The organism is Telluria sp. Soil_C_11 (assembly GCF_057657395.1).
In genome coordinates this window covers 106,940-120,511 of the sequence record NZ_JBDGIN010000009.1, presented here as the reverse complement: position 1 = coordinate 120,511, position 13,572 = coordinate 106,940, and the positions used below count along the sequence as shown (strand labels likewise).

Here is a 13,572-nt window from a genome sequence, read left to right as displayed (position 1 = left end):
ATGAATATCGTTTGCATCGGCGGCGGCCCGGCCGGCCTGTATTTCGCGCTCCTGATGAAAAAACAGGATCCTGCCCACCGCATCGTCGTGGTCGAGCGCAACCGGCCCTACGACACCTTCGGCTGGGGCGTGGTGTTTTCCGACCAGACCCTGGGCAACCTGGTGGCCAGCGACGAGCCCACCGCGCGCGCCATCCTGCAGGCCTTCAACCACTGGGACGACATCGACGTCTTCTACAAGGGCAGCCGCGTCACGTCGGGCGGCCACGGCTTCTGCGGGATCGGCCGCAAGCGCCTGCTGAACATCCTGCAGGCGCGCTGCGAGGAACTGGGCGTGGAGCTGGTGTTCGAGACCGACGTGCAGGACGACCAGGCGATCGCCGCGCGCTACAAGGCCGACCTGGTGATCGCCGCCGATGGCCTGAACAGCCGCATCCGCGCCCGACATGCCGATACCTACCGGCCTTCGGTCGAGACGCGCCGCTGCCGCTTCGTGTGGCTCGGCACGAAGAAGAAGTTCGACGCCTTTACCTTCGTGTTCAAGGAAACGGAGCACGGCTGGTTCCAGGCCCATATCTACCAGTTCGACGGCGACACCTCGACCTTCATCGTCGAGACGCCGGAGGAGGTGTGGCGCAAGGCCGGCCTGGACGACATGCCGCAGGAAGAGGGCATTGCCTTCTGCGAGCGACTGTTCGCCGAACACCTGGACGGCCATCCGCTGCTGTCGAACGCCGGCCACCTGCGCGGCTCGGCGATCTGGATCGCCTTTCCGCGCATCGTCTGCGAAGAGTGGGTGCACTGGAATGGGAATGTTCCCGTCGTGCTGATGGGCGATGCCGCGCATACGGCGCACTTCTCGATCGGCTCGGGCACCAAGCTGGCGCTGGAGGATGCGATCGAGCTGGCGCGCTGCTGTGCGGCGCAGCCCGGTGACCTGCGTGCGGCGCTGGCCGCCTACCAGGCCAGCCGCTCGGTCGAGGTCCTGAAGATCCAGTCGGCGGCGCGCAATTCGATGGAGTGGTTCGAGAACGTCGAACGCTACAGCGCTTTGGAAGCCGAGCAGTTCGCCTACTCGATGCTCACCCGCAGCCAGCGCATCTCGCACGAGAACCTGCGCCTGCGCGACCCCGGCTACGTGGCGCGTTTCGAGGACTGGTTCGCGCGGCGCGCATGCGCACAGGCCGGGTTTCCAGCTTTACCTTTGCCGATGCCCGCGGGCGCGCGCGTGCCGCCCATGCTCACGCCCTTCCGCGTGCGCGGGCTGGTGCTGAAGAACCGCATCGTGGTCTCGCCGATGGCCCAGTACTCCGCGGTCGACGGCGTGCCGGGCGACTACCACCTGGTGCATCTCGGCGCGCGCGCGCTGGGCGGCGCGGCGCTGGTGTTCGCGGAGATGACCTGCGTCTCGGCCGACGCCCGCATCACCCCGAGCTGCCCCGGCCTGTACGCGCCCGCACACACGGCGGCCTGGAAGCGCATCGTCGACTTCGTGCATGGCCAGACCGATGCCCGCATCGCCATCCAGCTCGGCCACGCCGGCCCGAAAGGCTCGACGCGCGTGATGTGGGAGGGGATCGACCAGCCGCTGCCGGACGATAACTGGCCGCTGATCGCGGCATCAAGCGAACAGTACCTGCCCGGCGTGTCGCAAGTGGCGCGCGCGGCCACCGAAGCGGATCTGGAAAGGGTCGAAGCGGACTTCGTGCGCGCCACGCTGGCTGCGGAGGAGGCGGGTTTCGACTGGCTCGAACTGCACTGCGCGCACGGCTACCTGCTGTCGTCCTTCATCTCGCCGCTGACCAACCGCCGCACCGACGATTACGGCGGCAGCCTGGAAAACCGCTGCCGCTATCCGCTGCGCGTGTTCCGCGCCATGCGGGCCGCCTGGCCGGCGGGGAAGCCGATGAGCGTGCGGATCTCGGCCCACGACTGGGTCGAGGGCGGCATCACGCCCTCCGACGCGGTCCAGATCGCGCGCCTGTTCAAGGAAGCGGGGGCCGACATGATCGACTGCTCGTCGGGCCAGGTCAGCAAGCAGGAAAAACCGGTGTTCGGCCGCATGTACCAGACCCCGTTCGCCGACCGCATCCGCAACGAGGCCGGCATTCCCGCCATCGCGGTCGGCTCCATCTTCGAGGCCGACCACGCCAACAGCATCATCGCCGCCGGGCGCGCCGACCTGTGCGCGGTGGGCCGGCCGCACCTGGCGAATCCGGCCTGGACCCTCACGGAAGCGGCGAAGATCGGGTTCACGGCGATCGCCTGGCCGAAGCAGTACCTGGCCGGCAAGGCCCAACTGGAGCGCAACCTGGAACGCGAACGCCAGGTCGCGGCCGCGAATACGGGCCTGTCGCCGCAGCAGGTGGCGGCGCGGCTGCTGGAGGGATGATGGACACGCTCAAGGGCAAGCATGCGGTGGTGACGGGCGCCAGCCGGGGCATCGGACTGGCGGTCGCGCGCAGGCTGATCGAGGAGGGCGCGCGCGTGACCCTGATGGCGCGCGACGGGGCCGCGCTGCAAGCGGCGGCGGCCGAACTGGGCGGCGGGGTCGCCTGGCAGGTGGTGGATGTGGCCGACCAGGCCAGCGTGGCCGGGGCCTTCGCGCGCGCGGGCGCGGCCGACATCCTCGTCAACAACGCCGGCCAGGCCGCGTCGAGCGCATTCCTGAAAACCGATGCGGCGACGTGGCAGCGCATGCTGGACGTGAACCTGGGCGGCGCCTACCACTGCATCCAGGCGGCCCTGCCGGCGATGCTGGAAGCGGGCTGGGGACGCATCGTCAACGTCGCGTCCACCGCCGGGCTCACCGGCTACCGCTACGTCGCCGCCTATTGCGCCGCCAAGCACGGACTGGTCGGCCTGACGCGCGCGCTGGCCCTCGAGCTGGCAAACAAGGGCATCACCGTGAATGCGGTCTGCCCGGGCTATACCGAGACCGATATCGTGCAGGACGCCGTGGCCAACATCGTGCGCAAGACCGGCCGTACGGAGGCGCAGGCGCGCGCGGAACTGGCGGCCGGCAATCCGCAGGGACGGCTGGTGCGGCCCGAGGAGGTGGCGCATGCCGTCGCCATGCTGTGCATGCCCGGGGCCGCGGCCCTGAACGGCCAGTCGATCGCGGTGGCCGGCGGGGAGGTGATGTGAAGCCGCGCGAAGAGCACCAGGCGCTCAAGCTGTGGCTGCGCATGATGGTCTGCACCACGCGCGTCGAGAGCGCGATCCGCAGCCGCCTGCGCACCAGCTTCGGCATCACCCTGCCGCGCTTCGACATGATGGCCCAGCTGGAGCGCCAGCCGGATGGCTTGCGGATGGGCGAGCTGTCGAAGCGCATGATGGTCACCGGCGGCAACGTCACCGGCATCGCCGACCAGCTCGAGCGCGAGGGACTGGTGGCGCGCGTGCCCGATCCGCAGGACGGCCGCGCCTTCGTGGTCAGGCTGACCCCGTCGGGCCAGGCCGCCTTCGCCGAGATGGCCGCCGTGCACGAAGCCTGGGTCGCGGAGCTGTTCGGCGACATTCCCGCCGCCGACAAGGCATTGATGATTTCGCTGCTCGACAAGATGAAGCAGCATTTGAACGATCAGTAAAAGGAGCACACCATGCGTTACCTGCAGGGCGACCCGCATTCGCTGCCGCGCAACCGCGCGCAGCTCTCGGGCTACAGCGCCGAGCATTTCCTGTACGAGGCCGCCAACGGCGTCGCCACCATCACCCTGAACCGCCCGGAGCGCAAGAATCCGCTGACCTTCGATTCGTATGCCGAGCTGCGCGACCTGTTCCGCGCCTTGGCCTACGCGGACGACGTGAAGGCGGTGGTGATCGCCGGCGCGGGCGGGAATTTCTGTTCCGGCGGCGACGTCCACGAGATCATCGGCCCGCTCACCCAGCTCGACATGCCCGGCCTGCTGGCCTTCACCCGCATGACCGGCGATACCGTGAAGGCGATGCGCGCCTGCCCGCAGCCGATCGTGGCGGCGGTGGACGGCGTATGCGCCGGCGCCGGCGCGATCCTGGCGATGGCCTCCGACCTGCGCCTCGCCACGCCGCGCACCAGGACCGCCTTCCTGTTCGCGCGGGTCGGCCTGGCCGGCTGCGACATGGGCGCCTGTTCCATCTTGCCGCGCCTGATCGGCCAGGGCCGCGCCGCGGAACTGCTGTACACGGGGCGTTCGATGTCGGCCGAGGAGGGCGAACGCTGGGGCTTCTTCAACCGCCTGTGCGAGCCGGATGCCGTCTTGACCGAGGCCCAGCTTCTCGCGCGCAGCCTGGCCGAAGGCCCCAGCTTCGCGCACGGGATGACCAAGAAGATGCTGCAGCAGGAGTGGAACATGGGGATTGACGAAGCCATCGAAGCCGAGGCCCAGGCCCAGGCCATCTGCATGGCGACCAACGACTTCCACCGCGCCTACCACGCCTTCGTGGCGAAACAGAAACCGGTCTTCGAAGGGGATTGAGATGGCCGACAAGTCTTACCTGGCGTGGCCGTTCTTCGACGGCCGCCACGCCGACCTCGAAGCGGCGCTCGACGAATGGGCGGCCCAGAACGTGCGCGGCGTGCATTCGCCTGACGTCGATGACGATTGCCGGCGGCTGGTGCGCCTGCTGGGCGAGGGCGGCTGGCTGCGCCATGCGATCGCGGGGGATGCGCAAGCGATCGACACGCGCGCGATCTGCCTGATCCGCGAGACGCTGGCGCGCCACAACGGCCTTGCCGACTTTGCCTTCGCCATGCAGGGACTGGGATCGGGCGCGATCAGCCTGTTCGGCAGCGAGGCCCAGCGCGAGCATTACCTGCCGCGGGTCGCGCGCGGCGAGGCGATCGCCGCCTTCGCGCTGTCGGAACCGGGCGCCGGTTCGGATGTCGCGGCCATGCAATGCGCGGCGCGCCTGGACGGCGACAGCTATGTGCTGGACGGCGAAAAGACCTGGATCTCGAACGGCGGCATCGCCGACTTCTACGTGGTGTTCGCACGCACGGGCGAGGCGCCGGGCGCACGCGGCATCAGCGCCTTTATCGTCGATGCCGGCGCCCCCGGCTTCGGGATCGCCGAGCGCATCGAGGTGATCGCCCCGCATCCGCTGGCGCGCCTGCGCTTCGACGGCTGCAGGATACCGGCATCCCAGCGCGTCGGCGAGGCCGGCCAGGGCTTCAAGGTGGCGATGGCGACCCTGGACGTGTTCCGCACCTCGGTCGCGGCCGCGGCGCTGGGCTTCGCGCGGCGCGCCTTCGACGAAGCGCTGGCGCACGCCACCCGGCGCAAGATGTTCGGCCAGACCCTGTCCGATTTCCAGCTCACGCAGGCCAAGCTCGCCGAGATGGCGACCAGGATCGACGCCAGCGCGCTGCTGACCTACCGCGCAGCCTGGCAGCGCGACCGCGGCGCCAGGGTCACCAAGGAAGCGGCGATGGCGAAGATGACGGCGACCGAGTCGGCGCAGCAGGTGATCGACGCGGCCGTGCAGATGTTCGGCGGCCTGGGCGTCATGAGCGGCCACCCGGCCGAACAGCTGTACCGCGAGATCCGCGCCCTGCGCATCTACGAGGGCGCGACCGAGGTGCAGCAACTGATCATCGCGCGCGAACTGCTGAAGGAGAAGCATTGATGGACATCCTCCAACCCCCGGGCTGGCCGCGCCCGCGCGGCTATTCGAACGGCGTCGCCGCCAGCGGCCGCCAGGTCTTCGTGAGCGGCATGATCGGCTGGAACGCGCAGGGCCATTTCGAGAGCGACGATTTCGCCCTGCAGGCGCGCCAGGCGCTGCTGAACGTGGTCGAGGTGCTGCGCGAGGCCCAGGCGCGGCCCGAACACATCGTGCGCATGACCTGGTATGTGCTCGACAAGCGCGAGTACCTGGCCGCCTCGGGCGAGCTGGGCGCCGCCTACCGCGAGATCATCGGCAAGCACTACCCGGCCATGACGGCCGTCGAAGTCCGCGCCCTGATCGAAGACAGGGCGCGGGTCGAGATCGAGGTGACGGCCGTCGTGCCGGAAGTCTAGGTCAGCGCAGCGGCAAGTCCCACACGCCGCGGCCGTAGGTCGAGGCGCGCAGGAAGCTGCCGTCGGCCGGCATGTAGAGGTCGCTCACCTCGACGGTCGGCAGGCCGGCGCCGAACTGGCTCCAGCTGATGCCGCCGTTGGTGGTGCGATACACGCCCAGCCAGGTCGCCGCATACACCGTGTTGCCGCTCAAGTCGTTCGGCGCCGCCAGCAGCTTCTGGATCGGCACGTTCGGCAGGCCGTTGCTGGCCGCGCTCCAGGTCGCGCCGCCGTCGGTCGACTTCACCACCCATACGCCCTGGCCGAACGGATTCTCCGAGCCGACATACAGCACGGAATTGTTGGCCCAGGCGACGGTGCTGTTATAGCCGCTGTGGCCCGGCACCAGCGTGCTGCGCAAGGCCCAGTGGGCGCCGCCGTCCGAAGTCAGCAGCAGCGCACCGCCGGGGGAGACCGCCGCTACATGGTTCAGGTCGATCGGGCTGACCGCCACGCTGTGCGACGCGCCGCGAACGTAGGTGTAGGCCGTGTTGCCCTTGAAGATAGGACGCCAGGACGCGCCCGCGTCGTCGGTCCGGTAGACCAGGCTGGCGGTGTTGGTGAAGTAGGTCTTCCCGCCCGGATCGGCCATGGCGCTGGGGGTGGCGATCGGCGTCACGAAGTAGGCGTTGCAGGCGTTGATGCCGTTGTAGGTGCAGGTCGCATCGTCGAAGGCCGGGTCGGTCCACTTGCGCTGGATGTTCGGGTCCTTCTGCGCCGAGTAGATATAGCCGTAGACATAGCTGCCGAGCGCGGTCACGTTGGTCTTCGACTGGCTCCACCCCACGCCGAAGCCGTCGCCGCCGAAGCTCTGGTTGAACACGCTGGTGTTGCCGGCACGGATGCGGGTGCCGTTGTCCTGCAGGCCGACCAGCACGCTGTTCGGATCGGCGCCCGAGGTCGCCATCGAATAGATCAGGTGATCCACGATGCCGGTGTTCTTCTGGTCGGTCCAGGTCTTGCCCTCGTCGTAGCTGAGGAACAGGCCGCCGTCGGTGCCGAACATCACGCGCTTCCTGCCGCCCGCGGTCGAGACCACGGCGGTATGGTGGTCGGCGTGGGCGTAGGGCATGCCGAACTGGGCCAGCCAGTTGGTGAGCAGGCGCCAGGTCTTGCCGCCGTCGGTGGTCTTGCCGGTGTTGAGCTGGCCGCCCAGGTAGACGGTATTACGCGACGGGTCGGTCTGGTCGACCACGATCATGTGGTTATAGAAGCCCTGGCCGCCCATCAGCTCCATGGTCGGGTTTTCCTCGTTCGGATTGACCGGCGCCTTGGTCTTCAGGCCCAGCGCGGTCCAGGTATAGCCGCCGTCGGCCGAACGGTACAGGTCCTTCTGGTCGCAGCCGGCGTCGCAGGAGCGGGCGGCATAGGCGTAGACCACCGCATCGCCCGGCGCACCCACCGCCAGCGTGATGCGGCCGGCCCCGTTGGTCAGGTTGGGCGCGGACAGCGGCGACCAGTTGACGCCGTCGCTGGAGAGATACAGCGTGGCCGGGCTGTAATAGCCGCTGGTGGCGACCGTCGCCAGCCAGCCGACATTCGTGCGCGCCAGGCTCCAGACCCGGCCGGCATTCAGCACGCTGGCGTAGGTGTTGCCGCCGTCCGCCGAGCGATAGACGCCGGCGTCGGTGGCCACCAGCACCACGTCTTTCGCGCCGCGGGTGTCGACCTTGACGTCCAGCACCATGCCCGAATTGCCGAGGAAGGTGAAGGGCGACCAGGTGTTGCCGCCGTCGGTGGTCTTCAGCATGGCGCCGCCGACCAGCGGGATGCCGTCGAAAGGATCGCCGGTGCCGTAGTACAGCGTCTGCGGGTCGCGGCCGAGCGCCGCCGCGCCGCCGCTGGTGGTGATGACCTTGTCGGTGATCGGCGTCCAGCTCGGGTAGGGCGCTTCGAAGTTGGTGGTCTTCCAGATGCCGCCCGAGGACGACAGCAGGTAGACCGTGTTCGGGTCGGTCGGATGGGGGAGGATATTGCGCACGCGGCCGCTGTCGGTCACGCTCAGCTTGTAGCCGTTCTCGGTCTTGACGGCGCGGGTCGGGCCGATCGACTGCCATTGCGGCACGCCGGCGGGCGGCGTGGCGCCCGGGGCCAGCTGCGGCCAGGTGCTTCGCTGCTTCGCCCATTCCTGCGCCATGCGGCGCGAGAAATCGGCGGGCAGGGTAGCGCCATAGCGGGCCTTGAGCCATTCGAGCCGGCCCATCACGGTCGGACGCGCCTCCTCGTCCCCGCCCGCGTTCTGGAACGAGCGGAAATCCTGGGCGCTGCGGTAGCCGCTGTCATCGGTCGCGGTCTGGGCCTGGGCCGCGGATACTGCACTGGCTGCGGCAAGGATAGCGGCGAGCCATTTTCCTGAAAGTAACGAAGCCATCGTGTCTCCATTTGTCGTGGTTGTCGTGGTCCGCAGCCGGCCAATTCCGCCATGATGCGGAACTGCCGAGGCTACTGCTTTCCCGCTCGGGCGTTCCGTAAGTTTTCGTGAAGTAGACGAAAAAACAACTCAGCAGGCGTAAGCGACTTGAGTATGCGAGGACAATTGACAAATGGTTTGAATCGGCACGAGGATCGGCGCCCGGCCGCGACCGGGCGCCGGACCATCTCAATGCACGGCATTCCCCAGCACCGCCCCATCCGCGGTGCCGTAATAATAGGGACCGTTCAGCGACGAGCCATCGCCATAGGTCTGCACGGACTGCGAGGTCCAGTTCGAGGTATTGAAGGAAGCGCTCACCTTGAAGCTGTACTGCGGCGCGCTGGCGTAAGGCGAGGGCCTGGACGGCTGCGCACTCAGGCGGTACACCTGGATCCCGCTGTTGTCGACCAGGGGCTTGCCGGCCACGCACTGCACCGGCGCGCCGGTGTACTTGACGAAGTAGGCGGAATTCTGCGCGGTATATTGCGCTGTCGTGTTCTCGGCGTTGTAGGGATTGACCGCCATCTCCGCTTTGGCGCTGCCCGGCGCGCCGGAGACCAGCAGCGCGGTTTCCTCGTCGATGCCGATGCCGGCGACGTCCCCGGTATTCACCACGCCGCCGGGACAGTCCTTGCCGATCCGCGCCACGAAGGAGAACAGGCGGCCGAGCCGGTCGCGGGTATTGAAATGGGTGTCGGTGATGGTGTTGCCCAGCGACGCGATATTCAGGAAGCTGCCGGTCTGGACGAATTTCTTCGACGCGGTGTTCAGCGGATCGATCGTCACGTAGCGGTTGAACGGATCGCTCAGGGCCGCGGGCGATTCCACGGCCCCGTTCAACGCCGCGAAGGCAAACTGGCCCAGCATGGCGGTGCCGGCGCTGGTGCCGCCCACCGGAATGCCTGCCGCCACGGCTTTCTGGATGAGCTGGGTCAGCGAGGTGCCTTGCCAGTAATTGTAGTAATCCGCCTGGTCGCCGCCGGCGACGAAGATGGCGCTCGCCCGCCCGACCACTTTCAGCACGAAGGGATCTTCTGCGGCGGCCCGGTTGGGGATGACCAGGGTTTCGACCGAAGTCAGCCCGAGGTCCGCGCCGCCCACCATTTCGTAGCCGCGTGGGCTGGTTGGATCGACTTGCCCGAGGCGGCTGTAGATGTAGGGATTGTAGGCATCGGTGCCGGTGGCGCGGATGATCACGAAGCGCCCGCCCGTGCTCTTCGAGATGCCGGCGCGGGCGATCATCCAGCGGAAGGCCTCGCCGACGTCGTAGCCGCCGCCGACCAGGGCGATCGAGGGTGTGCAGCTTCCTTTGGCGCAGGAGGCAGGCGTGGCGGACACGCTGGGATTGTCCGGATTCCCGAGATAGGAGTAGGTATAGCTTTTCGCCGCCGTCGCCGCATTCGATGCCGAAACGAACAGGAAAAGGGCGGCGCACAGGGGCTTGTTACGGAAATGCATGAAACCTCCGTCGGGAAAGTGGAGCGCATCGCGCTGGTGGAGCCTGCTAGCGACCTTAGCAAATTGTCACGAGCTCGACAACCGCTTCACGCGAGGCGCATGGCGGCGGCGCCACAGGCGATCAGCGTGGCCGCCAGCAGGCGCCAGCGTCCGACCCGTTCGCGCAGGATCAGCGCGGCGATGGCGGTGGCGAACAGGATCGAGGTCTCCCTGAGGGCGGCGATGGCGGCCACCGGCGCCAGGGTCATCGCCCACAGCGCGATGCCGTAGGACCCGAGCGTGCTGACCCCGCCCAGCGGCAGCAGCAGGGGCCGCGCGGCGGCCAGGCGCAGCAGGTCGCGGGCGCGCCTGCGCGCGGCCCATGCCGTCACCGCCGTGCCGTTCAGCAGGAAGATCCACATCGTGTAGGCGGCCGGCGCGCCCGAACGGCGCACCCCCGCGCCGTCGATCATGGTGTACAGCGCGATCACGCAGGCGGTGGCCAGCGCGAAGCCGGTGGCGCGGCGCTGGCTGCGCCGGGCCTGGTCGGCGTGCGGCGCGGGTGCGCCCAGCAGCATCGCCAGCACGCCGCCGCAGATCAGGCAGACGGCGATCCACTGCGCGCCGTTCAGCCGTTCTCCGGTCAGCACGCCGTTCACCGCCGCCACCAGCAGCGGCGCGCTGCCGCGCATCAGCGGATAGGCATGGCTCATGTCGCCGTGCGCGTAGGCCTGGATCAGCAACCGGTAATAGGCCACCTGGACGATGCTCGACGCGCCGATGAACGGCCAGCTGGCGGGCGCCGGCGCGTTCACGAAAGGCAGCAGCAGGGCGCTGGCGAGCGCGCCGCCGGCGACCACGATCACGGTGGCGGGCAGCGGGTCGCGCTGCCGTTGCGCGGCAGGGGCGCGGCCCTTGACCAGCGCATTCCAGGTCGCATGCAGCAGCGCGGCGCCCAGCACCGCCACGATCACATGAGGCGGAATCGCCGCCGTCACGCTTGGCCGTGCGAGCGGAAGTAGCGGCGCGCCACGACGATCGCCACGGTCTGCATCGCCGCGCACACGAAGAAGGGACCGCCGACGCGCCAGTCCTGCGGCGGCAGGTGGCTGGCGGCGCCGAGGATGAAGGTGCCGAGCAGCGGCATCAGGATCACGCCCAGGCTGCCGACCGATTGCAGGGATCCCATCAGCTCGCCCTGCTCGCCGGGGCCGGCGCTCTTCGAGATGATGCCCTGCAGGGCGGGGCCGGCGGCGAAGGCCAGCAGGTTACACAGGATGAACACGTACATCATCCAGCCCTGGGTGGCGAGGCCGTACAGCATGTAGGTGACCGCGCCCGAGGCCAGTCCGAGCAGCGACAGCCGCACCTCGCCGAAGCGCCGGATCAGTACCGCCAGCAGCCCGGCCTGCACCACGATGCTGGCGACGCCCACGCAGAACATGGCGATGCCGTTGTCGCGCGGGGTCCAGTCGAAGCGGAAGGTCGTGTACAGCACCCAGGTGGACTGCAGCATCATCTGGGCGAAGGTGACCAGCACCGTGACCACCACCAGGCCGCGGATCTCCTTCTTGCGCGCCAGCCGCGCCAGGCCGCCGAAGGGATGGATGTCCGAAAAGCGGAAGGGCTTGCGGTTCCCCGGCGGCAGCGATTCCGGCACCGCCAGGAAACCGTACGCGAAGTTGGCGGCCGACAGGCCGGCCGCGACGTAGAAGGGCAGGTGCAGCGAGATGTTGCCGAGCAGGCCGCCCAGCATCGGCCCGCAGACGAAGCCGAAGCCGAAGGCGGCGCCGATCTTGCCGAAGCTCTTCGCGCGCTCTTCGGGTGCGGTGACGTCGGAGGCATAGGCCATCGCCACCGACATGCTGGCCGAGGAGGCGCCGCCGATCACGCGGCCGATGAACAGGCAGGCCAGGTTAGGCGCCCAGGCCGTGGCCAGGAAGTTGATGCCCATCCCGGCCATCGAATACAGCATGATCGGACGCCGGCCGAGCCGGTCGCTGGCCGCGCCCACCATCGGCATGAACAGGAATTGCATCAGCCCGAACACGGCCGACAGGATGCCGTACCAGAACGCCTGCTGCTCGCGTCCATGGACGAATTCGCCGACCAGGGCCGGCAGCACCGGCACGATCAGGCCGATGCCCAGCATGTCGATGAACACGCAGATCAGGACGAAGTTCAGGTTGCCGGCCTTCGGGCTGGCGAGGGTCGCAGTGCTGGACATGGGAGCGGCGTCGCGATGTCGAAAATCCCTATGGTAGCACTGTTGCCTGACGGTTAATCCATCGCGTTGTCGCCAGTCCACTCGGCGGCGAACGCGGAGCGGAACTCCATCAACAGGCGCAGGCGCCGCTCGCCGAGGCGGCGCCCGGCCTCGGTCTGCATCATGCCGGGAAGGCGCGCCAGCTTGACCGGGATGTGGTCGAGCGAATAGGCGCGGTCGTCGAGCGGACGGTCCGTTGCCAGCGGATCGCCGCCGTGGGCCAGCCCGCTGCCCATCCGGCCGGCGATGTAGAACATGCGCGCCAGTCCGACCGCACCGAGGCCGTCGAGGCGGTCGGCGTCCTGCACGATCTGCGCTTCCAGGGTGCGCGGGACGATCGCGGCCGAGAAACTGTGGGCTTCGATCGCATGCGCCACCGCGTCGAGCTTATCGGCCGGAAAGCCGAGCGCGGCCAGCCGTTCGCGCGCCAGTGCGGCCGAACGGCGCGAAGCGCTGGCGCGGGCCGGGTCGTTCTTCGGCAGGTTGACCAGGTCGTGCAGGTAGCAGGCCGCCAGCACCACCAGCGCGTCGGCGTCAGGGTAATCGGCGAGTAATGCCTGGGCATTGCGCCAGACGCGGTCGAGGTGGTTGCCGTCGTGGGCGCCATCCAGGTCGCCGGCGGCGCATTCCATGGCGAGGGCGGCCAGGCGCGGGCGCCAGGCGCCGGGTTCAGGGTGTGTGTTCTGCATCGGTGTCGGAAAGGGGGAAATCGTCGAAGGCGCGCTGCGAAAGGGCATCCGCCTGGGCATTCTTGTGGCGCGGGACCCAGCGCAGCGCCAGTCCGTCGATGCGGGCCATGAGTGCGCGCGCAGTGGCGCGGTAGGCCTGCAGGGACGGGGCGGCGAGGGCGTCCGGGCCGCTGGCGTCGCCGATCACGACCTGGCTGTCGCCGTAGACGGTCAGGCTCGCCACGCCGCGCGCGACGGCCGCTTCCAGCACGGCGATCAGGGCGCGGTATTCCGCTTCGCTGCTGTTGCCATAGCCGGCGGCCTGGGCGATCTCGACGGCGCCGTCCGGACCCTCGAGGCGGACCCCGATGCCGCAGCGGCCAGGATTCGGACGCGCCGAACCGTCGAACCAGGCGCGCCAGGTGCTGGGCGCGCCATCGTGGCGCCGGGCCTGGCGTGCGCGCGCCGCGGCACGGACGGCGTCGCGCGCCGCGCTGCGGCCGGCCTGCGCCAGCTGCTCGGCGCTGCGCGCCTCGACCAGGGCGGCCAGGCCCGCCTTGCCGGCCTTGAGTTCGAGCGTGCGGCGCAGGGCTTGCTCGTCGGACAGGCCGGAAGCGGCGGCCAGGCGCCGGCTGGCCGCGCGTTCGCCCTTGTAGGCGATTTCTTCAAGACGGGAAAACTCGATCATGCCGGGAGGATACCCGAAAACGACAAAAGCGCCGGCGGGCGGCGCTTTCGTGGGTGGGGC

General features: G+C 69.0%; 12 protein-coding genes. 6 read left to right on the top strand and 6 right to left on the bottom strand.

The window, feature by feature from the left end; translation table 11 throughout:
- The 6 genes from AC3A6M_RS16485 to AC3A6M_RS16460 are packed head-to-tail and all read left to right on the top strand — an operon-like array spanning position 1 to position 6,001.
- Positions 1 to 2,391 carry a bifunctional salicylyl-CoA 5-hydroxylase/oxidoreductase gene (locus AC3A6M_RS16485; protein WP_487853809.1) on the top strand — a complete coding sequence of 797 codons (2,391 nt, stop codon included), beginning with the start codon at positions 1 to 3 and terminating at the stop codon, positions 2,389 to 2,391.
- Positions 2,388 to 3,146: an SDR family NAD(P)-dependent oxidoreductase gene (locus tag AC3A6M_RS16480; protein ID WP_487853808.1), complete on the top strand. Its 759-nt coding sequence runs from the start codon at positions 2,388 to 2,390 to the stop codon at positions 3,144 to 3,146. The genes AC3A6M_RS16485 and AC3A6M_RS16480 overlap by 4 nt, the downstream gene beginning before the upstream one ends.
- 41 nt (positions 3,147 to 3,187) lie before the next feature.
- Positions 3,188 to 3,589, top strand: coding sequence for a MarR family winged helix-turn-helix transcriptional regulator (locus tag AC3A6M_RS16475; protein WP_487853869.1), 402 nt, complete (start codon positions 3,188 to 3,190; stop codon positions 3,587 to 3,589).
- 12 nt (positions 3,590 to 3,601) lie between these two features.
- Positions 3,602 to 4,456: an enoyl-CoA hydratase family protein gene (locus tag AC3A6M_RS16470; protein WP_487853807.1), complete on the top strand. Its 855-nt coding sequence runs from the start codon at positions 3,602 to 3,604 to the stop codon at positions 4,454 to 4,456.
- 1 nt (position 4,457) lies between these two features.
- A complete protein-coding gene (locus tag AC3A6M_RS16465) occupies positions 4,458 to 5,606 on the top strand; it encodes an acyl-CoA dehydrogenase family protein (protein WP_487853806.1) in 1,149 nt (382 codons plus the stop codon).
- Entirely contained in the window at positions 5,606 to 6,001 is a 396-nt protein-coding gene (locus AC3A6M_RS16460; protein ID WP_487853805.1) for a RidA family protein, read from the top strand. The genes AC3A6M_RS16465 and AC3A6M_RS16460 overlap by 1 nt, the downstream gene beginning before the upstream one ends.
- A gap of 1 nt (position 6,002) precedes the next feature.
- Here AC3A6M_RS16460 and AC3A6M_RS16455 read toward each other — a convergent pair whose 3' ends face one another.
- The 6 genes from AC3A6M_RS16455 to AC3A6M_RS16430 form a co-directional block, all read right to left on the bottom strand.
- Entirely contained in the window at positions 6,003 to 8,411 is a 2,409-nt protein-coding gene (locus AC3A6M_RS16455) for a WD40/YVTN/BNR-like repeat-containing protein (RefSeq protein WP_487853804.1), read from the bottom strand.
- Positions 8,412 to 8,639: 228 nt separating this feature from the next.
- A complete protein-coding gene (locus AC3A6M_RS16450) occupies positions 8,640 to 9,911 on the bottom strand; it encodes a cyanophycinase (RefSeq protein ID WP_487853803.1) in 1,272 nt (423 codons plus the stop codon).
- An 86-nt stretch (positions 9,912 to 9,997) separates the two neighbouring features.
- Complete coding sequence (locus tag AC3A6M_RS16445) at positions 9,998 to 10,888, bottom strand: EamA family transporter (RefSeq protein WP_487853802.1); 891 nt, start codon at positions 10,886 to 10,888, stop codon at positions 9,998 to 10,000.
- Positions 10,885 to 12,117, bottom strand: a complete 1,233-nt coding sequence (locus tag AC3A6M_RS16440; protein WP_487853801.1) for a TCR/Tet family MFS transporter — start codon at positions 12,115 to 12,117, stop codon at positions 10,885 to 10,887. The genes AC3A6M_RS16445 and AC3A6M_RS16440 overlap by 4 nt, the downstream gene beginning before the upstream one ends.
- Before the next feature lie 53 nt (positions 12,118 to 12,170).
- Positions 12,171 to 12,845 (bottom strand): HD domain-containing protein, encoded by a 675-nt coding sequence (locus AC3A6M_RS16435; RefSeq protein WP_487853800.1) that lies wholly within the window; start codon positions 12,843 to 12,845, stop codon positions 12,171 to 12,173.
- Complete coding sequence (locus AC3A6M_RS16430) at positions 12,826 to 13,512, bottom strand: ribonuclease HI family protein (RefSeq protein WP_487853799.1); 687 nt, start codon at positions 13,510 to 13,512, stop codon at positions 12,826 to 12,828. The genes AC3A6M_RS16435 and AC3A6M_RS16430 overlap by 20 nt, the downstream gene beginning before the upstream one ends.
- Between the last annotated feature and the right edge of the window lie 60 nt (positions 13,513 to 13,572).